The sequence below is a fragment of the Pseudarthrobacter sp. P1 genome, from assembly GCF_050156935.1.
Taxonomy (GTDB): domain Bacteria; phylum Actinomycetota; class Actinomycetes; order Actinomycetales; family Micrococcaceae; genus Specibacter.
In genome coordinates this window covers 1176924-1202841 of sequence record NZ_CP189584.1, presented here as the reverse complement: position 1 = coordinate 1202841, position 25918 = coordinate 1176924, and the positions used below count along the sequence as shown (strand labels likewise).

Here is a 25918-nt window from a genome sequence, read left to right as displayed (position 1 = left end):
AAGGACTACCAGGTGCGGATGGCGCCTGTGAGCAGTTCGTGGCCGTTCTTGCGCCAGCGCGGTTCCTTGTCCAGTGTGTTCATGGTGATGTGCCGCAGGGCCCGCACCGCCGCGCCGTAGGGCTTGACGGCGTTCGTGGACAGAATGCCGCCGGGAGGTTCGTCCATGAAGGGCATGAACTTGTCGGGGAAGCCCGGCATGGTGCAGCCGATGCAGATGCCACCAACGTTGGGGCAGCCGCCGATGCCGTTCATCCAGCCCCGCTTGGGGACATTGCACTTGACCACCGGACCCCAGCAGCCCAGCTTCACAATGCACTTGGGTGAGCCGTATTCGGTGGCGAAGTCGCCCTGTTCGTAGTAGCCCGCACGGTCGCATCCTTCATGCACCGTCCGTCCGAACAGCCAGGTGGGCCGCAGCGATTCGTCCAGGGGGATCATCGGTGCCTGGCCAGTGGCCAGGTACAGCAGATAGGTGATGGTTTCGGAGAGGTTGTCGGGCTGGATCGGGCAACCGGGCACGCAGACAATGGGGATGCCCGCCTTGGACTTCCAGTCATAGCCGAGGTAGTCCGGGACGCCCATGGCACCGGTGGGGTTTCCCGCCATCGCATGGATGCCGCCGTAGGCGGCGCAGGTGCCGGCGGCGATGATGGCCGTGGCTTTCGGTGCCAGCTTGTCCAGCCATTCGCTGGTGGTGATGGGCTGGCCGGTTTCCAGGTTGTTGCCGAATCCGGACCAATAGCCGCCTTCGGCATGGAGCTTTTCGTTGGGGATGGATCCTTCAACTACCAGGACAAACGGCTCGAGTTCCCCGCGGTCCGCCTTGCGGAACCACTCGAGGAAATCATCGGCGCCTTCCTGCGGGCCGCATTCAAAATCAATCAGCGGCCAGTGCATCGCGATCTTCGGCAGACCGGGCAGTGCACCCAACGCGATCTCCTCAACGCTGGGCTGCGTTGCCGCCGTCAGGGCGACCGAGTCACCGTCGCAACTGAGTCCGGCATTGATCCACAAAACATGGATGAGGGTCTCTTCGGCTTTGATCGCAGCTGCTGTAGGCATCATTGCCTCCTTCGAGAGCCCCGCTGGCTGGAGCGCGGGCTCGTTATGCGCTGGCCTGGACCTCAGGCACGGACGCGCAGTGGTTGCGTTGTGGCGGCCCCATGCGCCGTTGACGATCCAGGATCCTTCAGAATCCAGTCGTACCAGCCAGCCAGGCCTTCGCCGGTGGTGGCCGAAACGGTGAGGAACTCGACGCCGGGATTCAACCGCCGCGCCTGGCGGCGGCACTTCTCCACGTCGAATTCAACGTACGGGAGCAGATCCGATTTGTTGACAATCACCAGATCCGCCGCCATGAACATATGGGGATATTTTTGCGGTTTATCGTCGCCCTCCGGAACGGAAATTACTACCACTTTTGCCGCTTCCCCCAAGTCAAAGAGCGCCGGGCAGACCAGGTTGCCGACGTTTTCGATGAATACCGTCGACCCCATCTCCGGGTCGAGGGCTGTGAGGCCGCGCTGGAGCATGTCGGCATCCAGATGGCACCCGGATCCGGTGTTGATCTGGATGACCTTCCGTCCGGTGGCGCGGATCCGGTCTGCGTCCAGCGAGGTTTCCTGGTCCCCTTCGACCACGCCGATTGTCAGCCGGTCGCCGAGGTCCCTGATGGTGCGGACCAACAGGGTGGTTTTGCCGGCGCCGGGGGAGCTCATCACATTCAGCGCCCGGATGCCCCGGCCCTCCAGCCAGCCGCGGTTCCTAGCGGCCAACAAATCGTTTTTGGCCAGCACCTTCTGCTCGAGGGTGATGGTGGCCGGGGTGCCGTGGCCGTCCTCCGCCGGGCCCGCATGCGTGTGCGGATGGTCGTGCCCGTGGTCGTGGCCGCCGTCGTGCGGGTGGTCGTGGACATGGTCCGCGCCGGCAGCGTGCCCATGGTCGTGGACCACGGGGGTTCCCAACAGCGTCGACACACGCGTCCCGCCGTCGTCGCCGCAACCGCACGTGCTGCACATGGCTATCCCACTTCCACCGAGGCGAGCATGAGTTCCCTCCCGCCTGTGACTTCGACGTCGGCGCTGCCGCAGGTGCACAGCGCAAACATGTCCGGCAGGACGGATTCCTGGCGGCAGCTTCGGCACCGGACCCGGCCGGGAGGCTCGTCGATGCGCAGTTGCGCCCCGGCCAGCGGGGTTCCCTCCGAGACGAGTTCAAAACAGAAGCGGACGGCATCCGGCAGGACGCCACTCAAACGGCCGATCCGCAGGTTCACGCCGGTCACGTGCCGATCACCGGTCCGGTCAAGGACCGCATCAACCAAGCTTTGAGTGATGGAGAGTTCGTGCATCGGCGTACCACCTCGTTCCACCCAATCTAGGCTTGCGGGCCATGAATCGCAATAGATTTTCGGACGCCGGGGGTGGGCGGGTCAGATGCCCGTCCGCTCGTCGCCACGGGTGTCTTTTCCATCCGCGCCTCCGTCCACGGCATGGCGCGGCCGGATGTCGGCGGCCTCCTCGGCCTCTCTTCCGGACGGATCGGGCTGCGGTGGCTCGCTGTCGTCGACCAGCGGATCCAGCGCCTCGGCCTTTCTGGCCTGTTCCTCGGAGCGGGACCGGACCGACTCGGCGTCGGCTTGGCGCTGGTGGGCCTCGTCGCGCAGGTGCGCAGCATCCACGTCGGCCTGTTGTGCGTCCGCCGCGGCCCTGGCGGCCTTGGCTTCGCTCTCCCGCGCACCGAGCTCGTCGGCTGCCGCCGACTGGCGGAGATTGTCCGCACGCTCATGGTCCTTGGTCTTCTTCCACCGCCGCCCAAAGAAAATCACCGCACCAATGACCACCAGAAGCACAATGATCACAATGATGGTCCATGCCAGCTGCCCTGAATCCATGGTCGCCGACCTCTCTCTGATGGCCGCAATGGGACAACTTCAGTAAAGCGCAGAACCGGTGCGCTGGCTACGGATTTTCCCTGCGGCAGGGATGGCTATCCTGTGAGGCCCAACAGTTCGATGGAGCGTTCGCGCATGTCCATCTTGCGCACCTTGCCGGTGACGGTCATCGGGAATTCGTCCACCACCAGGACGTAGCGGGGGATCTTGTGCCGGGAGAGCCTGCCGGCACAGAAGGCGGCGACGGCGGCCTGGTCCAGCGGGGTGGCGCCCTCCCGCATGCGCAGCCAGGCGCACAGTTCCTCGCCGTAGGTGGCGTCCGGGACGCCCACCACCTGGACGTCGGCCACGTCCGGGTGGCCGTATAGGAATTCCTCGATCTCCCGGGGATACAGGTTCTCCCCGCCGCGGATCACCATGTCCTTGATCCGGCCGACAATGTTGACGTAGCCGTCGCCGCGCATTTCGGCCAGGTCCCCGGTGTGCATCCAGCGGGCCGCGTCGGATGGCCGCGGCGGTCTTCTCCGGATCGTTCCAGTAGCCCAGCATGCCCGAATAGCCGCGGGTGCAGAATTCGCCCGGCATCCCGCGCGGGACCGTCAGGCCGGTGGCCGGATCCACGATCTTGACCTCCAGGTGCGGGTGCACCCGGCCCACCGTCGCGGTGCGGTGGTCGACGTCGTCGTCGGGCTGGGTCTGCATGGACACCGGGGAGGTCTCCGTCATGCCGTAGGCGATGGAGACGGCGCCCATGTGCATCTCCGCCAGAATGCGCTTCATGATTTCCACCGGGCACGGGGAGCCGGCCATGATGCCGGTGCGCAGGCTGGAGAGGTCGTAGCCGGAGAAGCCGGGCAGCGCCAGCTCGGCGATGAACATGGTGGGCACGCCGTACAGTGCCGTGCACCGCTGGTCGTGCACGGCCGCCAGCGTGGCCGCGGCGTCGAAGGAGGGGGCCGGGATGACGATCGCGGCGCCGTGCGAGGTGGCGCCGAGGTTGCCCATGACCATGCCGACGCAGTGGTAGAACGGCACCGGGACGCAGAGCCGGTCCGCCTCGGTGAAGCCGATGGTCTCCGTGACGAAGTAGCCGTTGTTGAGGATGTTGTGGTGGCTCAGCGTGGCGCCCTTGGGAAAACCCGTGGTGCCGGAGGTGTACTGGATGTTGATGGGATCGTCCGCGCTCAGCTTCGACATCGCCTCCGGCACGGCGGTGGCGGGGAGCCCGGCGCCTCCGGCCACCAGGGCGTCCCAGTCCGGTGTGCCGATGTAGACGATCCGCGACAGCCCGGGGCAGTTGGGGGCCGCCTCCTGGAGCATGCCGCGGTAGTCGGTGGTCTTGAAACCGGGCAGGGCAATGATCATCCGCAGGCCCGATTGCGTGATGGCGTGGGTCAGTTCATGGGTGCGGTAGGACGGGTTGACGTTGACCAGGATGGCCCCGATCGTGGCCGTGGCGTATTGCACCAGCACCCATTCGGGGCAGTTGGGTGCCCAGATGCCCACCCGGTCGCCCTTGCCGACGCCGGCGGCCAGCAGGCCGCGGGCCAGCTCGCCGACGTCGTGGCGCAGTTCCGCATAGGTCCAGCGCCGCCCGGACGGCACATCCACCAGTGCCTCGCGGTCGGCGAACCGCAGGGCCAGCCGGGACAGGTTTTCCCCGATGGTCTCGCCCAGCAGCGGGACCGTTGACGTGCCGGATGTGTAGGAGGGTTGGGCCGGGGCCTCGGTGGTCATGCCACGATGCTAGTCCTCGCCGCGGGCCGGAAACAGGGGCCTGAAACAGGCAGCGCGGACCCGCCCGGCAGGTCCCGGGCCACCCGGTGAAGGATGGCCCGGTCCGCGCCGGCGGCCGTGTGCCGCCAACCATGCCTGTTAGACGTGGGCCCCGTCCAGGAGCTTGGCGTGGGCGTCGCGGGCGGCGTGGACGACGCCGATGATGGCCTCGGCGACGTCGCCGGCCACGTGCGGGTCAAAGACGCTGGGGATGATGAAGGAGGCGTTGAGCTCCCCGTCCCCGACGCGGTTGGCGATGGCCTCGGCCGCGGCGACGAGCATTTCCGGGGTGATGTCCGAAACGCCGGCGTCGAGCAGGCCGCGGAACAGGCCCGGGAAGGCCAGGACGTTGTTGATCTGGTTCGGGAAGTCGCTGCGGCCGGTGGCCACGACGGCGGCGTACTTGGCCGCGATCGCCGGGTCGACCTCGGGGGTCGGGTTGGCCATCGCGAAGATGATCGAGTCCTTGGCCATCGAGGCGACCTGCGCCTCGCCGAGCACGTTGGGGCCCGAAACGCCGATGAAGACGTCAGCGCCGGCGACGGCGTCGTGCAGGGAGCCGGTGAAGTTCTCCGGGTTGGTGTGCTCGGCCAGCCAGGTCCGGTGCGCGTCGGTGTAGGTTTCGTCGCGGTTGATCGCCCCGGTGCGCCCGCAGGCGACGACGTTCACGGCGCCCTGGGCGAGCAGGAGCTGGATGATGGCGTTGCCGGCGGCGCCGACCCCGGCGACGACGATCTTCACGTCGGCGATTTTCTTCTCGACCACGCGCAGGGCGTTGACCAGGGCGGCGAGGGTGACGATGGCGGTGCCGTGCTGGTCGTCGTGGAAGACCGGGATGTCCAGTTCGGCGCGCAGCCGGGCCTCGATCTCGAAGCAGCGCGGGGCGGCGATGTCCTCGAGGTTGATGCCGCCGTAGACCGGGGCGATGGCCTTGACGATCATGATGATTTCCTCGGTGTCCTGGGTGTCCAGGCAGACCGGCCAGGCGTCGACGTTGGCGAACTGCTTGAACAGGGCCGCCTTGCCCTCCATCACCGGCAGGGCCGCGGCCGGGCCGATGTTGCCCAGGCCCAGCACGGCGGAGCCGTCGGTGACCACGGCGACGGTGTTGCGCTTGATGGTCAGCCGGCGGGCGTCCTCGGGGTTTTCGGCGATGGCCATGCAGACGCGGGCCACGCCGGGGGTGTAGGCGCGGGAGAGGTCGTCGCGGTTGCGCAGGGCGACCTTGGGCACGACCTCGAGCTTGCCGCCCAGGTGCATCAGGAAGGTGCGGTCGGAGACCTTGCGCACGTGCACGCCCGCCAGGGCGTTCAGGGCGTCCTTGATCGTCTCCGCGTGGGCCTCGCTGGAGGTGTTGCAGGTGACGTCCACGACGATGCGGTCCTGGTGGGACTCGGTGACGTCCAGGGCGGTGATCAGGGCGCCGGCGTTGGCGACGGCGGCGGTGATTTCGCTGGTGGCCGTGAAACTCGAGGGCGCTTCAACGCGCAGGGTGATCGAATTGCCGGGGCTGGGACTTACCATTGATATTCCTCCTGGAACGGCCATGCCGGCATCTTCGTTGATGCACAGGCTTCCGTACGCAGGACACTATTGCCCCGAATATGGGGAAACCAAGTGGATGTGACGCGGCCAACAAAAATATGCGTCATATCCGGATACATTGGGTGGTGGGGCGGACGTTTGCCGCGGGCGGCTGGCCTGCGCCGTCGGGCGGCTCCGCGAAAGGCGCAAGGGGATCATGGACAACAACACGCACGGCCGCCACCTCGCAGCGGCCGTTGACTTGGCCACCGACAATGTCGCCGACGGCGGTGGACCCTTTGGCGCCATCATCGTGGCACCGGACGGACGCACCTTCAGCGGCGTCAACCGGGTGACGGCGACCAACGATCCCACCGCCCACGCCGAGGTGACGGCCATCAGGGCCGCCTGTGCGGCGCTGGGCACGTTCACGCTGGCCGGTTGTGTGCTCTACAGCAGCTGTGAACCCTGCCCCATGTGCCTCTCTTCGGCCCTGTGGGCCCGGGTTGATGCCGTGTACTTTGCCGCGGACAGGCATGATGCCGCGGTGGCCGGCTTTGACGACGCGGTGTTCTACGAGTTCTTCGACACCCCGGTGGCTGAGCGTCCGATGCCGGTGGCCAGGCTGTCGGTCGACGGCGCTCCGGCCGGAGCGGACGATCCAGAGTCCTCGGCGCTGGCGCCATTCCGTGCCTGGGCCGCACTGGAGGGCCGGACGGAGTATTAGCGCGGCCGGCGTTGTTTGGCGCCGGGCAGCGGGGGTAGGTTAGGATTGCCTTAGCCAATTTCGCAACATCCACGTTGCCAAATTCCCCGCCGTCCAGGAGCTCGCATGCGCCCCAGCCCCACCCACCCGTCCGGTGCCGGTGCGCCGGATGTGCGCGGTCCGTGGCGGGCGGCCGGGGCGTAAATGGACCAGATCACCTCCCTGCCCTTCGAGTGGGCCTTTTCCACCCTCTTTGTGATCGTCCTGCTGCGCTCCAACGCCACCTACTGGGCCGGGCGCGGCCTGGCCGCCGGCGGGCGCAGGACGCGGTTCGCCCGGCATCTTGATTCCGCCACCATGGCCAGGGCCGAGGCCGTCATTGCCCACTGGGGCGCCCCGGCGGTGGCCGCGAGCTTTTTGACCATCGGATTCCAGACCGCCGTGAATGCCGCCGCCGGTTTGGGGCGGATGCCGCTGCGGCGCTACATCCCGGCCACGCTGGTGGGCGGACTCTGTTGGGCCGTCATCTACGCCACGGTGGGGCTGGCCGCCTTTGACGCTGCCGTTGCCGCCGCCGCTGGATCCCCGGCGGCCCTTGCCATCCTTGCCGTTGCCGCCGCCGCGCTTGCCGCCCTGCTGGTGTGGCGCCGGCGCCGGACCAAGGCGTCTGCGGCGGAACCGGAAAGCAGCACCGTCTCCGGAGCGTGAACCGGGGCGGTAAAGTCGGGTGCATGAGTGAGACCACCGGGCCCGCCGGCGCTGACGCCACGTCCTACTACCGCGATCTTGGCGAGGGCCGCTTTGAATCGACCCTCCATGCCCAGGGGGCGTGGGACCCGAACGAACAGCACATGGCCCCGGTCACCGGCATCATGGTCCGCGCACTGCTGCACTTCCAGCCCCGCCCGGACATGCGCCTGGTCCGGATCAACTTCGACATCCTGGGCCAGATCCCCGGCGGCGAGTTCAGCCTGGAAACCACTGTGCTGCGTCCGGGCCGCACCATCGAACTCATTCAATGCGAGCTCACCGCCGCCGGCCGGGTGGCCGTGCGCGCCACGGCCTGGCGCCTGCAGACCTCCGACACCTCCGCCGTCGCGGCCCTGGAGGACAAGCACATGCCGCCGCTGGAGGCCGCGCACCCCTGGGATGGCATGCTGGGCTGGCCCGGCGGCTTCATCGCCTCCATCGAGGCCCGGATCATCGACGGCCACCGCGCCGGCCGCGGCAAGGTCTGGATCCATTCCCCACTGGAGATGGTGGCGGGCGAACCCACCGAGCCCATGGTGCGCCTGCTGGGACTGGCGGACAGTTCCAACGGCATTGCCTTCCGGGTCAGGCCGGGGCACGGCAGCTACATGTTCCCCAATGTGGACCTGTCCCTGCACCTGTACCGCGAGCCGGAGGGGGCGTGGCTGGGCCTGGACAACAGCGTCACCTTTGCCGACGACGGCGTCGGCCTCACCTCCACCGTGCTGCACGATGTGCGCGGCCCCTTTGGCCGCGCCGAGCAGATCCTCACCGTCCGCGCCGTGTCCTAGCGCGCACCATCCGTCCCCAGGAGCCCGTTGTGTCCGAGACAATTTCACCCTTTCTGGCCCCGCGCATCAGCGTGGAGCGCCAGGCCGCCTCGCTGGGCGCCGCCGCCGACCTCGCCCGGGGGCTGGAACTGCTGGGCGAGGCGAAGGCCGGTCGGCAGGGCGCCCTGCTGCGCCTGTACCGCCCCGAACCGACGGTGGCCTTTGGCCAGCGCGATGCCCACCTGCCCGGCTTCGCGGCCGCATCGCAGGCGGCCGCCGCGCATGGCTTCGAACCGCTGGTGCGCAAGGCCGGCGGCCGGGCGGCGGCCTACCACCACGGCTGCCTGATTCTAGACCACATCCAGCCGCAGCCCGATGCGATGGTGCAGGCCAAGGGCCGGTTCGGCTTCTTCGGCGAACTGCTGGCGGCGGCGCTGGCCGGGGTGGGCGTGGATGCCGCCGTCGGTGAAATCCCGGGGGAATACTGCCCCGGCGAGTACAGCGTGCACGGCACGGGGGCCGGCACGCGGGTGAAGCTGGTGGGCACGGCCCAGCGCGTGGTGTCCGGGGCCTGGCTCTTCAGCTCGGTGGTGGTGGTGGAGGACTCCGCCCCGCTGCGGGCCGTCCTGACCGACTGCTACGCGGCGCTGGGCCTGGACTGGGATCCGGCCACGGCCGGCGCGGCGGATGACCTGGTGCCCGGCGTTACCGTCGACGCCGTCGAGCGGGCGGTGCTCGATGCCTATGCGCCGTATGCGGATCTGGTGGAATGAGCCCCACCCCGGCGCGGGGGATGCTGCAATCGGTCCTTGACCAGGGCCGGACCCTCGTGTTGGGCCTTTCGCAGGTCTTTTTCCACTCGGTCCCGTGGACCGGGCTGTTGATGCTGGCCGCCTTTGCCCTGACCAGCTGGTCCATGGCCCTGCAGGTGGTGCTGGGGGCCGCGGCCAACACCGGAGCGGCGCGGCTGCTGCGTGTGCCACGGGACGAGGTGTTGGGCGGCCACTTCGGCTTTTGCGGCGCGTTGGTGGGTGCCGCCACCTATACGGCCCTGGGCGCGCAGCCGCTGGCCTATGCGGCCGCCGTGCTGGGCGGTGCGCTGTGCGCCCCCGTGGCGGTGTTCCTGTTGGGGTTCTTCGCCAACGGGGGCCTGCGCGCCTTCCAGCTGCCGGCCACCACCGCACCGTTTTGCCTGGTGGCCACGGCCATGTATTGGGCCACCGTCCCCTTCCACCAGGCTGGCGCCGCAGCAACCATGCCCGGATCGGGGGTGGAGGGCTTCGTCGACTCCATCCTGGCCAATGTCTCAGAGGTGGTCCTGATCAACGGACCCGCCGCGGGGGCCTTGGTCCTGCTGGGACTGTTTGCCGTGTCCTGGCGGGTGGGTGTTGCGGCGGTGCTGGGCAGCCTGGTGGACAGCGTGCTGGGCCTCCTCCTGCGCGTGGACCCCGTGCAGGCCAGCAGCGGCCTCATTGGTTATTCCGGCGTATTGACCTCCGTCGCCCTGGCCGTGGTGTTCCTGCGCGGCACCTGGCAGCCCTGGGCGATGGCGGTGGCGGGATCGGCCATCACCGCGTTCGCCACGCTAGGGTTCGGGCACCTGGCGGGCCCGATGTACACCTGGCCCTTCATTCTCACCACGTGGACGCTCCTGGTGGCCGCGCACTTCCTGCCGGGCATTACGCGGGATCCGCCCACGCCCGGGGTGGACTGACGCGGTGCCGTCCCCGGGGCGGGGACGGCACCGCGGAACGTCAGTGTGCGGCCGCCTCGGCGATCCCCGCGGCTTCCGCGGCGATGGTGGTCGACTCCCCATGTCCGGTCCGGACCACCGTCTCCGGCGGGAGCGTCATGAGCCGGCTGCCGATGGATGCCAGGATGGTGGGGTAGTCGCTGTAGGAGCGCCCAGTGGCCCCGGGCCCGCCCTGGAACAGCGTGTCGCCGGTGAACACCGTGCCCTCGGATTCGAGGTAGTAGCAGACCGAGCCGGGCGAGTGTCCGGGGGTGTGCAGCGCCCGCAGCGCGGAGCCGGCGACGGCGAACGTGTCGCCGTCGTGCACCTCCCGGTCGGGGCCGGCGTCCGGGTAGACGGCGTCCCACAGCATCCGGTCCGCCGGGTGCAGGTGGACCGGGGCGCCGGTCTCCTGCGCCAGCCGCTGGACGGCACCGATGTGGTCGTTGTGCGCGTGCGTGAGCAGCACGGCCAGCAGCTGGCGCCCGCCCAGCTGGTCCAGGATGGCCGCGGGATCGTGCGGGGCGTCGATGACGATGCACTCCTCGTCGTTGCCCACAAACCAGACGTTGTTATCCACGTCCCAGGTGCCGCCATCCAGCGAAAAGGTGCCGGCGGTGACCAGGCGTTCAATGCGCAGCGCCATCAGAGCTCCACCACGGAGCGCAGCACGGACCCCTCGTGCATCTTTTCAAACGCCGCCTCGATGTCGTTGATGCCGATGCGCTCGCTGACGAAGGCATCCAAGTCCAGGCGTCCCTGCCGGTACAGGCTCACCAGCATCGGGAAGTCCCGCGAGGGCAGGCAGTCCCCGTACCAGGAGGACTTGAGCGAGCCGCCGCGGCCAAAGACGTCCAGCAGCGGCAGATCCAGGACCATCTCCGGCGTCGGCACGCCCACCAGCACCACGGTGCCGGCGAGGTCGCGGGCGTAGAAGGCCTGCTTGTAGGTTTCCGGGCGGCCGACGGCGTCGATCACCACGTCCGCGCCGAACCCGCCGGTGAGGGCGTGGATGGCCTCGATGGGGTCCTGCTCGGAGGAGTTCACCACGTGGGTGGCACCCAGGGTGCGGGTGCGCTCAAGCTTCTTGGCATCGATGTCCACGGCGATCACTGTGGTGGCTCCGGCCAGCGCGGCGCCGGCAATGGCCGCCGTGCCCACGCCGCCGCAGCCGATCACTGCCACCGTGTCCCCGCGCTTCACGCCGCCGGTGTTGATGGCGGCACCCAGACCGGCCATGACTCCGCAGCCGAGCAGGCCTACGGCCGCGGCGTCGGCGTCGGGGTCGACCTTGGTGCACTGGCCCGCGGCCACCAGCGTCTTCTCGGCAAAGGCACCGATGCCCAGCGCCGGGCTGAGCTCCGTGCCGTCCTCCAGGGTCATCTTCTGGGTGGCGTTGGCGGTGTTGAAACAGTACTGCGGCGTGCCCTTGGCGCAGGCGCGGCACTCCCCGCACACGGCCCGCCAGTTCAGGATGACGCGGTCGCCGGGGGCCACATTGGCCACGCCCGGTCCGACGGCGCTGACCACCCCGGTGGCCTCGTGGCCCAGCAGGAACGGGAAATCATCGCTGATGCCGCCGAGTTTGTAGTGCAGGTCGGTGTGGCAGACGCCGCTGGTCAGGATGTCCACCAGGGCCTCTCCCGGCCCGGGATCCGGGACCAGAATGGTCTCCACGGTGACGGGTGCACCCTTGGACCGGGCAACCACGCCTTGTACTTTGTGAACCACGCTGTTCTCCTTCGCTGTTGTGCGCTCTGCGCGGACCGGCAACGACCGCCAGCCTATTGACACCTTAACGGGCAACGGGCAACGGGCACACCATGTGGGGACATTGCGTCGAAGCAATGTCCCCACATGGTGTGCCCGTTGCGGAGGTGAAGCCACGCCCGGGCAGGCCCGGGCGTGGCTTAGACGGCGACGGCCAGCCTGACCTTGACGTCGTTCAGCGACGGGTTGGTGGCGGCGGTGCCGTCGGGGAAGAGCACCGTCGGAACCGTTTGGTTGCCGCCGTTGAGGCGCTCGACCAGCTCGGCCGTGCCCGGGACCTCTTCAATGTTGATCTCCGTGTAGCCAATGCCCTGGGCGTCCAGCTGCGTCTTCAGCCGGCGGCAGTAGCCGCACCAGGTGGTTGAAAACATGGTGATGCTGCCGGCCTCGGGGGTGAAGTTCACGGGTGCTCCTTTGGTTCAGGACGTGCGCCATGGTGCGCGCGCCCTCTGAAGTGGTTCCTTTGGCACAACGCTACCGAATGCGGTGGATATTCCGCGCCGCGGCCGTAATGTGGAGAGCATGTGCGGACGATACGTAATGGCGCGGGCAGTGGGAGACCTGGTGGCGGAGCTGGAGGCGGAGGCCGACGCGGCCCTGGAACTGCGCCAATCGTGGAACGTTGCCCCCACCACTGATGTGCCCATCGTGCTGGAACGGCTCATCGAGGGGCAGGTGCACCGGCAGCTCCATGTGGCCAAATGGGGGCTGGTGCCCGGCTGGGCCAAGGACCCGTCCGTGGCCGTGCGGGCCTTCAACGCCCGCAGCGAGACGGTGGCGGAGAAGCCCACCTTCCGGGCCGCGTTGAAGGCCCGCCGCTGCGCCGTGCCGGTGGAGGGCTATTACGAATGGAAAAAGTCCCCGGACGGCAAGACCAAGCAACCGTACTTTGTGCACAGCACCGATGGCTCGCTGACCACCTTTGCCGGGCTCTACGAGTGGTGGAAGGACCCGGCCCAGCCCGAGGGCAGTCCAGAGGCGTGGCTGCTCTCCTGCACCATCATCACCAAGGCCGCCCCCGCCGCCGACAGCTCCGACCCCGTCCTGGCCGAGCTGGCCGGGCTGCATGACAGGCTGCCGGTGCCCATGGATGCCGGCGCGCTCGCGGCCTGGCTTGATCCGCAGGCCGGTGACCCCCAGGCCCTGCTGGCGATGGTGCTGGCCGGGGCCGACGGCGTGGCGTCAGGGTGGCGGCTGGACCCGGTGGGTGCCGCGGTGGGCAACGTCCGCAACGACTCCCCGCTCCTGGTGGCGCCGATCGAGGATCCGCTGCTCTGATCCGCTGCGCCAAGGCCTTCCCGGAAGGCCGGCGGGGTCAGACGGTGACGGTGCCGTCGTCGTCGACCGTCCAGGTGGGGTTGTAGGCGAGCTCCCAGCGGAAGCCGTCCGGATCGGCAAAATAGGCGACATAGCCGCCCCACTCCTTTGACCTGCCGGGGGCCACGACGACGGCGCCTGCCGCGGCCGCCTGCGCCAGCGCCCCGTCCACCGCGGCGGGCGAGGGGAGATTCTGGCTCAGCGTGACGGCGGGCACGCCGCCGTCGGGATCCACGCCGGCATCGGCGGCCATGGCGGCCCGGTCCCAGAGTGAAAGCATCAGGCCGTGGTTGACCTGGAGAAAGATGACCTCGCCGGGCGCCTCCATGTGGACCGGCCAGCCCAGCCCGTCGACGTAGAAGCGCCGGGCGGCGGCAATGTCCCGCACGCCCAGGGAGATGAAGGAAACGGCCGGTTCCATGCTGGCGTTCCTCTTCCTCTTCCTAGTCGTCGTCCGCGGACCATTCCTTGGCCCAGCGGTGGAAGTCCAGGGAGAGGTAGAGGGCGATTGCGGCGGCGTTGTTACTGTCCACCCGCAGGGCCACCTGCTCGTGGCCCAGATTGAACAGGGTGTCCATGGTGGCCAGGACCAGATCCTCGGCCAGGCCGCGGCGGCGGAACTCGCGGTCGGTGAAAAGTTCAAAAATGAAGGGGCTGTCGGGCGTGTCGTCGCCGATGGCCCGTTCCACCACCAGGACCGCGGCAATGATCGTGCCGGTCTCATCCAGTGCGACGTGGGAGGCCTTGGGCATGAACTTTCCGTACTTGCCGGCCAGGGATGCGCTCATGTCGGCGATGGCGGCCTCGAGGGAGTCGCTGGCCTGGCCGGGGTCATAGGCGGTGAAGTACAGCTCGCCAATGCGGGTGATGTCGCCCTCTTCCACAGTGCGGGAGGCTGTCTTGAGCTCACGCTCCAGGGGAGCGGTCCGGGCAATAAGGGTGACCATGTCAGTCATGGAGCGCTCCTTTAGCTGTTGGTGGTGCAGTGGCGCAGCGTCATCGATGCCTTACGGCAATGCTAATGGGCAAACGGGCCCCCAGCTATGGCTTTCCGCGTTCCGCTGGGCCCCGCAGCACCCGGGATCGGCTCCGTTGCCGACGGCGCCCGGGGGAGCGTACAGTGGGGCCTGTTCGAATATATGTTCGAATGGTCGAAAAGGGCATTTGGCGGCCTGGACGGCCGGTGGTTCCGGCCTGCAATGGCGTGGTTGAGATAGCAGTGGATGGGTCCGCGGCGGGAAGGGGCGGGCATGGGCATCTTCAGCGAATCCGTGGAGGCGGTGCTCTCCACCGAGGGCCTGCCCCTCCGCCTGAGCTGGCAAGGGAACAGCTATGTGCTCGGTGCGGACCCCGTCCGCTGGTACGAGCGCCGCTCCTGGTGGGCGCAGGAGCAGCGCGCCCCGCTGGGCCACGGACCGGGCCTGGTGGACCACGAAATCTGGCGGGTGCAGGCGCGGCTGGACGGGGCGGGGGAGCTCTACACCTTTGACCTCTCCCGGCATGTGGCCAGCGGGCGGTGGCGGATGATCCGCATCCACGACGCCCTGCGCGCCCCCACGCAGAAGCAGAAGGAGGAGGAGCGTGCCTAGCTTCACCCATCTGCATGTGGCCACCGCCTTCAGCGCCCACTATGGCGTCTCCTGGCCGGACGAGCTTGTCCAGGCCGCCGTGGCGGGAGGCGCCGATGCCCTCGCCTGCACCGACCGCGACGGCCTCTACGGCACTGTCAAACACGTCAAGGCCGCCATGGCGGCCCGGATCGACCCCCTCGTGGGCGTTGACCTCGCCGTCCTTGAACCCAGCCCCGAACCCGCAGGGATTCCCAGCGGGCCCTCCCGGCTGCGGCCAACCGGCCGCGTGGTGGTGCTGGCCCACGGCAGCGCGGCCGGCTACCGCGCCCTGTGCCGGCTGGTCTCCGACGCCCACGCCCACCCCAAGGCCCCCGTGGGGGTCAGCCTCGAGCAGCTGGCCGCCCGCGCCGTCGACCCCTCCACCCTGGCACCGGTCCTGACCGTTCTGGTGGGCCCCGCCTCCGACGTCGGGCGCTCCATGGGCGGGCGCAAATACCTGCTGCCCCGGCGCAACTTTGCCCGCTGGCACCGGCTGATGCCCGCCGGAACGCTGGTGGCGGAGATCGTCTCGCATCTGAGCGCCCCGGGCACGCCACTCAGCACCGCCCACGCCGTGCGGATGCTCCGTCTGGCGGATGAGTTCGGCGTGCCCGCCGTGCTCAGCAACGCCGTGCGCTACTGCACCGAGGACGGGGCGGCGACGGCTGATGTGCTGGACTCCGCCCGTGCACTGAGCCCCCTCACCGCGCTCGCCGGTCCGGCGGACGGACTCCAGCCCACCGGGCAGGGCTGGCTGAAGAGCGCCGCCCAGATGGAATCGATGGCCAGGGAGATCATGCACGCCGCGGGGTACGGCACCGCGGGGACGGTCCAGCTGCTGGCCAACACCGCAGCGCTGGCGGACCGTTGCCGGCTGGACCCCATCACGGACATGGGCTGGAAGAACCCCACCGTCCCGGAGGCCGTCGTACTGGGGATCGGCGGGGACCCGGACAGGGAACTGAGGCAGCGCTGCCAGGCCGGGATCGGACGCCGGTTCCCCCAGGCCACGGACCACACCGACAGAAGGGTCCGCGAGCGCCTGGACATGGAGCTGTCCACCATTGCGGACCTGGGCTTCTCCGCCTACTTCCTCACCGTGGCGGAGGTCTCCAGCATGATCCACGGCATGGGGGTGCGCGGGGCCGCCCGCGGATCCGGCGCCTCCAGCCTGGTCAACTACCTGCTGGACATCAGCCAGGTGGACCCGCTGCGCCACGACCTGATCTTCGAACGCTTCCTTTCCAGGGACCGCTCCACCCTGCCGGACATCGACATCGACGTCGAGAGCGCCCAACGCCACGCCGTCTACCACCGCATCTTCGAACGCTTCGGCCCCGGGCGGGTCACGCTGATGAGCATGCAGAACGGCTACCGCGCCCGCGGCGCCGTCCGCGACGCCGGGCTGGCCCTGGGCATGGACGAGGAAGAGATCGACACCATCGCCAAACAGCTTTGGCGATTCTCCGCCCGCAGCTTCCGCGAGGCGCTCGCAGAGAAGCCCGAACTGCGCGAATTCGCCCAACGGGTGGAAGCCAGCCACTGGGGAGAGGGCGCCCGCAGTGGGGGCACCGGGCCCAGCCAGCAGCTGGACCTGCTGGTGGACATCACCGAACGGCTGGACCGGCTGCCCCGGCACATCTCCATGCACCCCTGCGGAGTCATCCTGGGCGATGCCACCTTGCTGGACCGCACCCCCGTCCAGCCCAGCGGCCTGGGACTGCCCATGAGCCAGTTCGACAAACACGACATGGACCCCATGGGCATGCTCAAGCTGGACGTGCTGGGCGTGCGGATGCAAAGCGCCATGGCCTACGCCCTGCGCGAGGTCATCCGCATCCACTCCGGCAAGGCCGACGTCGTCGCGGCCGGACGCCACCCGGTGGACGGGGACGGCAACGGACCGGACTACATCGCCGCCGACGGCACCATCGACCTCGACGCCGTCCCGCTGGACGACGAGCCCACCTTCGAACTGATCCGCAGCACCCACACGCTGGGCTGCTTCCAGATCGAATCCCCGGGACAGCGCGAACTCATCGGCAAAATGGCCCCGCGCGACTTCAACGACCTCATCATCGACATCTCCCTCTTCCGCCCCGGACCGATGAAATCCAACATGGTCAAGCCCTACCTGGAACACAGGCACGGCTTCGCTCCGGAGGTGTACCCGCACCTCGCGCTCAAGCCCGCGCTCGCAGAGACCCACGGCGTCACGGTGTTCCATGAGCAGGTGCTGCGCACGTTCCACATCATGACCGGCTGCTCCCTGGCGCGGGCGGACGAGTTCCGCCGCGCCCTGGGCAATGAGCTGCAGGAGCCGGTGGTGGAGAGGTACTTCCGCCGGCAGGCGCGGGATGCGGGCTTCTCCTGGGACGTCATCGATGCGGTCTGGGAGACGTTGAAGGCCTTTGGCAGCTTTGGGTTCTGCAAGGCCCACGGCGCGGCCTTCGCGGTGCCCACCTACCAATCGGCGTGGCTGAAGACCCACCACCCTCAGGCCTTCCTGGCCGGGCTGTGGGAGCACGATCCCGGCATGTACCCGCGCCGGCTGCTGGTGGCCGAGGCCCGCCGGCTGGGCATCCCGATCCTGGGCCTGGACATCAATGCCAGCGCGGGGGAGTACCGGGTGGAGCGGACGGACGACGGCGTACTCGGCATCCGGATGAGCCTGGCCGGGGTGTACGGACTCTCCGGCACGGAACTGAATCGGATTGTGGCCCACCAGCCCTACGATTCCCTGGCGGACCTGCGCAGCCGGGCCAGGGTCAGCCGCCCCACCATGAAGCGGCTGGCCCAGCTGGGTGCCTTCGATGCCCTGCACGGGGCCGTAAAGGAATCCTCCGGGGCTGGCGGCAGCCGGGCGGACCTCGTTGCCCACCTGCAATCGCTGCCCGCCCGGGGACCGTCCCGCCGGCACCAGCCGATCCAGGGCCAGCTGGCCCTGCCGCTGGGGGATCTGGAACTGTCGGCGTTGAAGCCGCTGCTGCCGGAGCCGACGGCGGCGGAGAAAGTGCGCACCGAGCTGGACCTGCTGGCCCTGGACGTGAGCGAGCACCTGATGTCCAGCTACCAGCCGCTGCTGGAGCGCCTGGGCGTGACTGCGGCGGAGCGGCTGCTGGGGCTGCGCAACAACACCGAGGTGCTGGTGGCCGGCATCCGGGTGGCCACGCAGACCCCGCCCATGCGCGGTGGCCGGCGCGTGGTGTTCATCAGCATCGACGACGGCACCGGCTGCGTGGATGCCACCTTCTTCTCCGAGGCACAGGAGCAGTCCGGCCCGCTGCTCTTTGGCACCCGGTTGCTGCTGATCCGCGGGGTGACGCGCCGGACGGGGCCGCGCGGCATCAGCCTGCAGGCACTGCAGGCCTGGGATCTGGCCCGGACGGAGACACTGCCGCTGCCTGCGCCCTGAGGTGTGCGCCAGATTGGGTGCTCTTCTGCAGAACCGATACCATCAAAGAGGCTCACAGCAACCCCCGTATGTTGCTTAGACGGAGCCATTCAATCGAATTTAGGAGCCAGCAGTGCCAGTGGATACAGAAATCAACCTCAGCGTCGACGGCGAGGCCACCACGGTAGCGACTGGCACCACCGGTGCCGAGCTTTTCTTTGAGCGCCGCGACGTGGTCGTGATGCGGGTTGACGGCGTGCTCAAGGACCTTGACCAGCCGCTCGGCGATGCCGCCGTCGTCGAGGCCGTCACCATCGATTCCCCCGACGGACTGAACGTCCTGCGCCACTCCACCGCCCACGTCATGGCCCAGGCCGTGCAGGCGCTGCGCCCCGACGCCAAGCTGGGCATCGGCCCCTACATCACCGACGGCTTCTACTTCGACTTCGACGTCGCCGAGCCCTTCACCCCGGAGGACCTGAAGACGCTTGAGAAGATGATGCTGAAGATTGTCAACCAGAACCAGAAGTTCGTCCGCCGCGTGGTCTCCGAGGACGAGGCACGCGAGGCCATGGCCAACGAGCCCTACAAGCTGGAACTGCTGGGCAAGAAGAACGACGGCGACACCGCCGAGGGCGTCAATGTGGAGGTCGGCGCCGGCGACATCACCATCTACGACAACGTGGACCGCAAGAGCGGCGATTCCCTCTGGTGCGATCTGTGCCGCGGCCCGCACCTGCCCAACACCAAGCTGATCTCCAACGCCTTCGCGCTGACCCGCACCTCGGCCGCCTACTGGCTGGGCAACCAGAACAACCAGCAGCTGCAGCGCATCTACGGCACCGCCTGGCCCACCAAGGATGCCCTCAAGGCCTACCAGGAGCGCATCGCCGAGGCCGAGCGCCGCGACCACCGCAAGCTCGGTGTGGAGCTGGACCTCTTCTCCTTCCCCGACGAGCTGGGCTCCGGCCTGCCGGTGTTCCACCCCAAGGGCGGCATCATCCGCAAGGAGATGGAGGACTACTCGCGCCAGCGCCACGTGGATGCCGGCTACGAGTTTGTCTACACCCCGCACATCACCAAGGGCCACCTCTACGAGGTCTCCGGACACCTGGACTGGTACAAGGACGGCATGTTCCCGGCGATGCACGTGGACGCCGAGCTCAACGCCGACGGCACCGTGCGCAAGCCCGGCCAGGACTACTACCTGAAGCCGATGAACTGCCCCATGCACAACCTGATCTTCCGCTCCCGTGGACGGTCCTACCGCGAGCTGCCGCTGCGCCTGTTCGAATTCGGCTCGGTGTACCGCTACGAGAAGTCCGGCGTGGTGCACGGCCTGACCCGCGTGCGCGGCATGACCCAGGACGACGCCCACATCTACTGCACCAAGGAGCAGATGAAGGACGAGCTCACCAGCACGCTGAACTTCGTGCTGGGGTTGCTGAAGGACTACGGGCTGGACGACTTCTACCTGGAGCTCTCCACCAAGAACGAGGACAAGTTCGTCGGCGACGACGACGTCTGGGAGGAAGCGACCCGCACGCTGGCGGAGGTGGCCGAGGCCTCCGGCCTGGCACTGGTCCCGGACCCGGGTGGCGCCGCGTTCTACGGCCCCAAGATCTCCGTCCAGGCCAAGGACGCCCTCGGCCGCACCTGGCAGATGTCCACCATCCAGCTGGACTTCAACCTGCCCGAGCGCTTTGAACTGGAGTACCAGGCCGCCGACGGCACCCGCCAGCGCCCCGTGATGATCCACCGCGCCCTGTTCGGCTCCGTGGAGCGCTTCATGGGCGTGCTGACCGAGCACTACGCCGGCGCCTTCCCGGCCTGGCTCTCGCCGGTCCAGGTGGTGGGCATCCCCGTCGCCGAGGCCTTCAACGAGTACATGTTCGACGTCGTCGACAAGCTCAAGGCCGCGGGCATCCGCGCCGAGGCGGACGTTTCCTCCGACCGCTTCCCGAAGAAGATCCGCACCGCCAGCAAGGACAAGATCCCGTTTGTCCTCATTGCCGGCGGCGAGGACGCCGAGGCCGGCGCCGTGTCCTTCCGCTTCCGCGATGGCAGCACCGACAACGGTGTGCCCGTGGACGAGGCAGTGGCCCGCATCGTCGAGGCAGTCCGCAACCGCACTGCCTAGCCGACACAAGAAAAGGTAAACCATCTTGACTGACGTAACCCAGCACGATGGTGCCACCCCGGCGCCGGGCGTGCAGGACGATTTTGCACTGCCCGGCGTTCCGGACGCCTTTTCCCGGCTCTGGACGCCGCACCGCCTGGCCTACATCAAGGGCGGCCAGGACCAGTTCAAGGACGAGTGCCCGTTTTGCGTGGCCCCGGACCGCAGCGACGAGGAATCGCTGATTGTCTTCCGGGGCGAGCTGAACTATGTGGTCCTCAACCTGTTCCCGTACAACCCCGGCCACCTGCTGGTGTGCCCCTACCGCCACATTCCGGACTACACGGACCTGACGGTGGAGGAAACGGCGGAGTACGCCGCCCTCACCCAGCAGGGCATGCGCGTGTTGCGCCAGGTCTCCAACCCCTCCGGCTTCAACCTGGGCATGAACCAGGGCGTCACCGGCGGGGCCGGGATCTCGGCCCACCTGCACCAGCACATCGTGCCGCGCTGGGGCGGGGACGGAAACTTCCTGCCCATCATTGCCCAGACCAAGGCCATCACCCAGACGCTCGGCGACGTCCGCGACCAGGTGGCAAAGGCGTGGGCAGATGCTGAATAAGTACGCGCGCACGCTGTTCGCCAACATCTTCACTCCGTTGGCGCGGCTGCTGGTGCGCCTGGGGATCTCTCCGGACGCCATCACCATTGCCGGCACCCTGGGCGTGGCCGCCGGCGCGCTCATCTGGTACCCGCTGGGCCAGCTGTTCTGGGGCACGGTGGTGATCACCGTCTTTGTCTTCTCCGACATCCTGGACGGGCTGATGGCGCGCATGCTGGGCCGTTCGGGCAAGTGGGGTGCCTTCCTGGATTCCACCCTGGACCGGGTGGGCGATGGTGCCGTCTTTGTGGGCATCGTCATCTGGTTCTTCACCGGGGGAGAGAACCATTTCATTGCCGTGATGGCGCTCATCTGCCTGCTGCTGGGCAGCGTGGTCTCCTACGCCAAGGCCCGCGCCGAGGGGCTGGGGATGACCGCGAACGTGGGCATCGCCGAGCGCTCCGAACGGCTCGTCGTCGTGCTCGTGGCGACGGGTCTGGTGGGCCTTGGCCTGCCCGACGTCGTCCTGGCCGTGGTGCTGGTCCTGCTGGCCCTGGCCAGCCTGGTCACGGTGTTCCAACGCGTCCTTACCGTACGCAGCCAAAGCATGGCAATTGCCTGCGGCGGGGAATCGTAACGCGGTTCGAAGCCCCTGTGGCCTGCGACTAGTATTGACCGTATCTAGCTAGGCCTTTGGGCCCTCAATCTACCTTCCCATAGGGGTTTTTGTGTCTACACCTGATGTAACGCCGGTCGCCGGTTCCACCACGGCCAACGTGACGGGCAGCAGCCGCGTCAAGCGCGGCATGGCCGAGATGCTCAAGGGCGGCGTCATTATGGACGTCGTCAACGTGGAGCAGGCCAAGATCGCAGAGGATGCCGGCGCCGTTGCCGTCATGGCCCTCGAGCGCGTGCCGGCCGACATCCGCGCCCAGGGTGGCGTGTCCCGCATGTCCGACCCGGACATGATCGACGCGATCATCGACGCCGTCTCCATTCCCGTCATGGCCAAGGCCCGCATCGGCCACTTCGTCGAGGCCCAGATCCTGGAATCCCTGGGCGTGGACTACATCGACGAGTCCGAGGTCCTGACCCCGGCCGACTACGAGCACCACATCGACAAGTGGAACTTCACCGTTCCCTTCGTCTGCGGCGCCACCAACCTCGGTGAGGCCTTGCGCCGCATCAACGAGGGTGCTGCCATGATCCGCTCCAAGGGCGAGGCCGGCACCGGCGACGTCTCCAACGCCACGGGCCACATGCGCAAGATCCGCGCCGAAATCCTGCGCCTGTCCTCGCTGCCCGAGGACGAGCTCTACGTGGCCGCCAAGGAACTGGCCGCCCCGTACGAGCTGGTCAAGGAGATTGCCGCCACCGGCAAGCTTCCCGTGGTCCTGTTCACCGCCGGCGGCATCGCCACCCCGGCCGACGCCGCGATGATGATGCAGCTGGGCGCCGACGGCGTGTTCGTTGGCTCGGGCATCTTCAAGTCCGGCAACCCGGCACAGCGTGCGGCCGCCGTCGTGAAGGCCACCACCTTCTTCGACGACGCCGACGTCGTCGCCAAGGTCTCCCGCGGACTGGGCGAGGCCATGGTCGGCATCAACGTCGCCGACATCCCCGAGCCGCACCGCCTGGCCGAGCGCGGCTGGTAATCCTTCCAGCCATCGCCGCTGTGCGATCCAGCTGAATACGAGACGGCGGCACCCGCAAGGGTGCCGCCGTTGTCGTTGGCGCCAAGCATCCCCTCCCTGATGTGCACCGGACTGGCTGGCAGGGAGGGCAGGGCTGGGCACGAAGATTTCAGGCGGGTGGCACCCTTAGGGTGCTCCTGCCCGGTAGTGCGCTGGGGTCAGGGCAACGGTGTTGTACACGGCGATGTTGTCCAGTTGGCCGTTGAACGCCGAGGCGCCGGCATCAGGCCAGTTGTTGAGGTCGCCGTCGCCGAAGAGCCACCATCCTTTGGCCATGGTCCGGGGCGTGGTGACGTCGGCCGCGGCAGCTACTTTGGCGCCGTCGACGTAGAGGTTCATGCCCGTGGAAGACAGGGTCACGGCGGTGTGGTGCCAGCTGCCGTCGTTGTAGGCGGCCGGGGAGATGATGGTCTTCATGGTCCCGCCGGGGGCGACTGCGAAGATCAGCTTGCCGTTGTCATTCATGTACAGGATGCGGTCGTTCGTGCCAGTGGCTTTGGTCTGGGAATCCTGGAATCCGGCCAATTTCCCTCCATTGGAACTGGTCCTGAACCACATTTCATAGCTGAACACCGCGGGCCCTGCGATGCCGGGCCCGGAGGTGGAAATGTAATGCTTCCCCTCGGGTCCGCACTCTGGAACTGGCCCGTGTCGGAGCTGCATGGCGCGGCGGCACTGAGGCCCCAACCCTGCTGGAACTCACCGTCGGTGTGATGGCCCGAACTGTCAGTGACCGTTTTGGGAGGATTCGGGGAATCGTCGAAGGCGAAAAACAGGGAGGGCGAATCGGCCAGGACCGCCGCCGTGCAGCTGGAGAAATAGCCCGACGTCAAGGTGCTGGCCGAGTTGGGGCTGGTGCCGGAGAAGCCTGCGTGCGCGGTGGGCGCCCCGGCCCATGGTGCCCCAGCCAAGCCCGCGGCGCCGCACAGGACCACTAGCGCTGCTGCAGCACGATTAGCCCGCGGAAGGGCGGATGCCGCCGCATCCGACCGACCGGCGCAGCGTCTTCCTGGCGCTTACGCCCGGTGGCAGGCAAGCCATGAAATGGACCAATGAGCTGTATCTGCGCGCCGTGACAGCCGCGTTCCACGCCAGCCCAAACAGCGACCTTGGGACGCAGGCGGAGTTCATCGAAGCATTTGTGAGGTCGCTGGACGCCGCAACGCCGCGGCAGCACCTGCCGTCCGCCGACTGAGCATTTCCGGGTGCCCTGAGACGTTGAAGACGCTTACGCTTAGGGCGGCCATGGGCGTGAACCCCACCGGGTCGGTGGCGGCCCGGAACCGGTCCGGGCCACCACCTCATTGGGACGAAGGGGCAGCCCGCTAGAGGGTGGCCAGCAGGTCCTTCATGTCCTTGATTTCGGATTTCTGGCTGGAGACGATGCTCTTGGCCAGGGCGACGGCGTCGGGATTCCTGCCGTCAGCGGTCTCGGTTTGCGCCATGGCCAGGGCGCCTTCGTGGTGGGCGACCATCTGGGAGAGGAACAGTTTTGCTGCTTCCGTGCCCTGGGCGGCGTCGAGCTTGGCCATGTCGTCGGTACTCATCATGCCGGTCATGCTGTGGCCTGCGGCCATGGCCGTCGGCTCGCCCCACCCGGTGAGCCATTCGGTCATCTTCTCGATCTCCGGTGCCTGGGCGGCCTTGATCGTGGTCGCCAGGGCACCCACCCGCGGGTCGATGCCCTGTTTGGCGAGGATCGTCGTGCTCATCTCCACAGCCTGGGCATGGTGCGGGATCATGGCCTGGGCGAACATGGTGTCGGCCGAATTGTGGTCCGCCACCGCGGCCGATGCGCCCATGCCCGGGCTCGCGCTGGCGCCATGGTTCATGCCGGACATGCCACCGGTGCCGGTGTCCGTGGAGCAGCCGGCCAGGGCGATGGCGGCGGCCAGGAGGGTGGCGGACAGGGTCAGGATTTTCTTCATGGAGGTGGTCCTTCACTGGAATAGGGGTTCTCTGGAGAGCCGTCACACCGGGTCGGGGTGTGCGTCGATGGGGGGGCGGGCCGCTAGTGCGGTGACCTTAAACGTTGGGGGTGTTTTCTCATGCCGCTTTCGCGGTGTCGTGGCGGCCCCAGCGGTGGCCCTTCTCGCTGCGGATGCGGGCGCGTTCGCGGCGTTGGGCTTCCAGCACGTCGGGGTGGCGGGCGTGGGCGTTGCGCCAGCGCAGGTATTCGTGCAGCCGCCGGGTCTGCACGACGTGGTTGGGGTGGACCGAGTTGGCCAGGGTGAATTGGCGCAGCACCCCGAAGTGCGCCTCGATCGGGTTGGCCCAGGACGCGTTGGTCGGTGTGAAACACAGCTCCACGCGGTGGCGGGCGGCCCAGCGCCGGATCCGCGGGGTTCCGTGGGCAGAGAGGTTGTCCAAGATCACGTACACCGGTTCCCCGTCCGGGAGGTGGACCCGGATGCTCTGGAGCGCGGTGAGGCTGTTCACCCCGCCCTTGCGCCGGTGGTTGATGCCCCACAGGGTGTCCTCCCCGACCGAGTAGCAGCCGTGGAAGTACGTCACGCCCTCGGTGCGGTGGTAGGTCGCCGGCAACCGGTCCGGCCGCCGCTCCGGGGCCCATCCGGTGCCGGGGGTGGGGCGGATCCCCAACGGGCCGAATTCGTCGAAGGCGAAGGTGCGTTCCGGGTGCTGGTCGAGCACCTCCTCGATCCGCTCCAGTTTCGCCTCGATATCGGGGTCGGTGGAGTCCTTCCATGTCGAGGTGCGTTGGAAGGTGATCCGGTGCCGGTGCAGCAGGGTCCGCAACGCCTCCCTCCCGATCCGGACCGGATGATCAGGATCTTCGCGCAGATACCCGGCGAGCTTGCGCACCGACCAGTGCGTGATGGGCGTGCCCGCCACGCACGGGCGGGACAGGGCCGTCGCGGCGACGAGATCCTCGTGTGGCCATCATCGAGCAGGCGGGGACGGCCTCCCGCCCAGTCAGGGTCCAGGCAGTCCAAACCGATCTCGTTGAAGCGGTGGATCACCGCCCGCACGGTGTCCTCGTCCGCGGCAACCAGGCGGGCGATCACCGGCACCGTGTTTCCTCCCGCCGAGGCCAGGATCATCGTGGCACGCCGCCACCGGATCGCATTGCCGCCCTGCTTCGACTCACCCCGGCGCACGATCCGTAGCAGCCGCTCTCCCTCCGCCGGACTGAGCCGGCGCACCTTCACACGTTCAGCCATACTTCCAGCGTGGCACGACTTTAAACACCGTCAACCTTTGCGGTCACCGCACTAGATGAGTAATTCCAAGGGGTGTCG

At 68.1% G+C, this 25918-nt stretch carries 25 protein-coding genes and 3 pseudogenes; 13 read left to right on the top strand and 15 right to left on the bottom strand.

Annotated features, from left to right (window positions below; genetic code table 11):
- Positions 1 to 5: 5 nt before the first annotated feature.
- The 6 genes and pseudogenes from ACQCSX_RS05695 to ACQCSX_RS05670 form a co-directional block, all read right to left on the bottom strand.
- A complete protein-coding gene (locus ACQCSX_RS05695; protein WP_427018091.1) occupies positions 6 to 1064 on the bottom strand; it encodes a hydrogenase expression protein HypE in 1059 nt (352 codons plus the stop codon).
- Positions 1065 to 1126: 62 nt separating this feature from the next.
- Positions 1127 to 2020, bottom strand: coding sequence for a hydrogenase nickel incorporation protein HypB (gene hypB / locus ACQCSX_RS05690; protein ID WP_427018090.1), 894 nt, complete (start codon positions 2018 to 2020; stop codon positions 1127 to 1129).
- Between the two features lie 2 nt (positions 2021 to 2022).
- Positions 2023 to 2352: a hydrogenase maturation nickel metallochaperone HypA gene (locus tag ACQCSX_RS05685; RefSeq protein WP_427018089.1), complete on the bottom strand. Its 330-nt coding sequence runs from the start codon at positions 2350 to 2352 to the stop codon at positions 2023 to 2025.
- 81 nt (positions 2353 to 2433) lie between these two features.
- Positions 2434 to 2895: a hypothetical protein gene (locus ACQCSX_RS05680; protein ID WP_427018088.1), complete on the bottom strand. Its 462-nt coding sequence runs from the start codon at positions 2893 to 2895 to the stop codon at positions 2434 to 2436.
- Positions 2896 to 2990: 95 nt separating this feature from the next.
- Positions 2991 to 4632: pseudogene (locus ACQCSX_RS05675) on the bottom strand (AMP-binding protein).
- Positions 4633 to 4770: 138 nt separating this feature from the next.
- Positions 4771 to 6195, bottom strand: coding sequence for an NAD-dependent malic enzyme (locus ACQCSX_RS05670; RefSeq protein WP_427018087.1), 1425 nt, complete (start codon positions 6193 to 6195; stop codon positions 4771 to 4773).
- Between the two features lie 217 nt (positions 6196 to 6412).
- Between ACQCSX_RS05670 and ACQCSX_RS05665 the strand changes: the two genes are divergently transcribed.
- From ACQCSX_RS05665 to ACQCSX_RS05645, 5 genes are all read left to right on the top strand, one after another.
- The gene (locus ACQCSX_RS05665; protein WP_427018086.1) at positions 6413 to 6922 is read left to right on the top strand and encodes a nucleoside deaminase; all 510 of its coding nucleotides are present in this window, start codon (positions 6413 to 6415) and stop codon (positions 6920 to 6922) included.
- Between the two features lie 183 nt (positions 6923 to 7105).
- A complete protein-coding gene (locus ACQCSX_RS05660; protein ID WP_427018085.1) occupies positions 7106 to 7609 on the top strand; it encodes a DedA family protein in 504 nt (167 codons plus the stop codon).
- A gap of 23 nt (positions 7610 to 7632) precedes the next feature.
- Positions 7633 to 8442: a thioesterase family protein gene (locus ACQCSX_RS05655; protein WP_427018084.1), complete on the top strand. Its 810-nt coding sequence runs from the start codon at positions 7633 to 7635 to the stop codon at positions 8440 to 8442.
- A gap of 29 nt (positions 8443 to 8471) precedes the next feature.
- Positions 8472 to 9194 (top strand): lipoate--protein ligase family protein, encoded by a 723-nt coding sequence (locus tag ACQCSX_RS05650; protein WP_427018083.1) that lies wholly within the window; start codon positions 8472 to 8474, stop codon positions 9192 to 9194.
- Positions 9191 to 10135 carry an urea transporter gene (locus tag ACQCSX_RS05645; RefSeq protein ID WP_427018082.1) on the top strand — a complete coding sequence of 315 codons (945 nt, stop codon included), beginning with the start codon at positions 9191 to 9193 and terminating at the stop codon, positions 10133 to 10135. The genes ACQCSX_RS05650 and ACQCSX_RS05645 overlap by 4 nt, the downstream gene beginning before the upstream one ends.
- Positions 10136 to 10175: 40 nt before the next feature.
- Here ACQCSX_RS05645 and ACQCSX_RS05640 read toward each other — a convergent pair whose 3' ends face one another.
- The 3 genes from ACQCSX_RS05640 to ACQCSX_RS05630 form a co-directional block, all read right to left on the bottom strand.
- The gene (locus ACQCSX_RS05640; protein WP_427018081.1) at positions 10176 to 10799 is read right to left on the bottom strand and encodes an MBL fold metallo-hydrolase; all 624 of its coding nucleotides are present in this window, start codon (positions 10797 to 10799) and stop codon (positions 10176 to 10178) included.
- A complete protein-coding gene (locus tag ACQCSX_RS05635; protein ID WP_427018080.1) occupies positions 10799 to 11884 on the bottom strand; it encodes an S-(hydroxymethyl)mycothiol dehydrogenase in 1086 nt (361 codons plus the stop codon). The genes ACQCSX_RS05640 and ACQCSX_RS05635 overlap by 1 nt, the downstream gene beginning before the upstream one ends.
- 179 nt (positions 11885 to 12063) lie before the next feature.
- Positions 12064 to 12327, bottom strand: coding sequence for a mycoredoxin (locus ACQCSX_RS05630; protein ID WP_427018079.1), 264 nt, complete (start codon positions 12325 to 12327; stop codon positions 12064 to 12066).
- Positions 12328 to 12445: 118 nt separating this feature from the next.
- Here ACQCSX_RS05630 and ACQCSX_RS05625 point away from each other — a divergent pair, with 118 nt between their 5' ends.
- Positions 12446 to 13201, top strand: coding sequence for an SOS response-associated peptidase (locus tag ACQCSX_RS05625; RefSeq protein ID WP_427018078.1), 756 nt, complete (start codon positions 12446 to 12448; stop codon positions 13199 to 13201).
- A 37-nt stretch (positions 13202 to 13238) separates the two neighbouring features.
- Here the strand turns inward: ACQCSX_RS05625 and ACQCSX_RS05620 are convergent, their stop codons facing one another.
- Positions 13239 to 13661 (bottom strand): VOC family protein, encoded by a 423-nt coding sequence (locus ACQCSX_RS05620; protein WP_427018077.1) that lies wholly within the window; start codon positions 13659 to 13661, stop codon positions 13239 to 13241.
- Between the two features lie 22 nt (positions 13662 to 13683).
- On the bottom strand, positions 13684 to 14196 hold the full coding sequence (locus ACQCSX_RS05615; RefSeq protein ID WP_427018076.1) for a GNAT family N-acetyltransferase: 513 nt from the start codon (positions 14194 to 14196) through the stop codon (positions 13684 to 13686).
- A gap of 294 nt (positions 14197 to 14490) precedes the next feature.
- Here ACQCSX_RS05615 and ACQCSX_RS05610 point away from each other — a divergent pair, with 294 nt between their 5' ends.
- The 6 genes from ACQCSX_RS05610 (at position 14491) to pdxS (ending at position 22619) form a co-directional block, all read left to right on the top strand.
- Positions 14491 to 14829: a DUF6504 family protein gene (locus tag ACQCSX_RS05610; RefSeq protein ID WP_427018075.1), complete on the top strand. Its 339-nt coding sequence runs from the start codon at positions 14491 to 14493 to the stop codon at positions 14827 to 14829.
- On the top strand, positions 14822 to 18265 hold the full coding sequence (locus ACQCSX_RS05605; RefSeq protein WP_427018074.1) for a DNA polymerase III subunit alpha: 3444 nt from the start codon (positions 14822 to 14824) through the stop codon (positions 18263 to 18265). The genes ACQCSX_RS05610 and ACQCSX_RS05605 overlap by 8 nt, the downstream gene beginning before the upstream one ends.
- 112 nt (positions 18266 to 18377) lie before the next feature.
- Positions 18378 to 20384 carry a threonine--tRNA ligase gene (gene thrS, locus ACQCSX_RS05600; protein WP_427018073.1) on the top strand — a complete coding sequence of 669 codons (2007 nt, stop codon included), beginning with the start codon at positions 18378 to 18380 and terminating at the stop codon, positions 20382 to 20384.
- Between the two features lie 25 nt (positions 20385 to 20409).
- Positions 20410 to 20985, top strand: a complete 576-nt coding sequence (locus tag ACQCSX_RS05595) for an HIT family protein (protein ID WP_427018072.1) — start codon at positions 20410 to 20412, stop codon at positions 20983 to 20985.
- Positions 20975 to 21601, top strand: coding sequence for a phosphatidylinositol phosphate synthase (gene pgsA, locus ACQCSX_RS05590; RefSeq protein ID WP_427018071.1), 627 nt, complete (start codon positions 20975 to 20977; stop codon positions 21599 to 21601). Before ACQCSX_RS05595 ends, pgsA begins: the two co-directional genes overlap by 11 nt.
- Before the next feature lie 91 nt (positions 21602 to 21692).
- Positions 21693 to 22619, top strand: a complete 927-nt coding sequence (pdxS, locus tag ACQCSX_RS05585; RefSeq protein ID WP_427018070.1) for a pyridoxal 5'-phosphate synthase lyase subunit PdxS — start codon at positions 21693 to 21695, stop codon at positions 22617 to 22619.
- Positions 22620 to 22784: 165 nt separating this feature from the next.
- On the opposite strand, the gene ACQCSX_RS05580 is transcribed toward pdxS, so the two are convergent.
- Positions 22785 to 23321 (bottom strand): LamG domain-containing protein, encoded by a 537-nt coding sequence (locus tag ACQCSX_RS05580; protein WP_427018069.1) that lies wholly within the window; start codon positions 23319 to 23321, stop codon positions 22785 to 22787.
- A 376-nt stretch (positions 23322 to 23697) separates the two neighbouring features.
- Between ACQCSX_RS05580 and ACQCSX_RS05575 the strand changes: the two genes are divergently transcribed.
- The gene (locus ACQCSX_RS05575) at positions 23698 to 23853 is read left to right on the top strand and encodes a hypothetical protein (protein WP_427018068.1); all 156 of its coding nucleotides are present in this window, start codon (positions 23698 to 23700) and stop codon (positions 23851 to 23853) included.
- Positions 23854 to 23983: 130 nt separating this feature from the next.
- Here the strand turns inward: ACQCSX_RS05575 and ACQCSX_RS05570 are convergent, their stop codons facing one another.
- The 3 genes and pseudogenes from ACQCSX_RS05570 to ACQCSX_RS05560 form a co-directional block, all read right to left on the bottom strand.
- Positions 23984 to 24586, bottom strand: coding sequence for a DUF305 domain-containing protein (locus ACQCSX_RS05570; protein WP_427018067.1), 603 nt, complete (start codon positions 24584 to 24586; stop codon positions 23984 to 23986).
- Between the two features lie 118 nt (positions 24587 to 24704).
- A pseudogene (locus tag ACQCSX_RS05565) lies at positions 24705 to 25532 on the bottom strand (IS630 family transposase); the annotation flags it as partial.
- Between the two features lie 38 nt (positions 25533 to 25570).
- Positions 25571 to 25840: pseudogene (locus tag ACQCSX_RS05560) on the bottom strand (helix-turn-helix domain-containing protein); the annotation flags it as partial.
- Between the last annotated feature and the right edge of the window lie 78 nt (positions 25841 to 25918).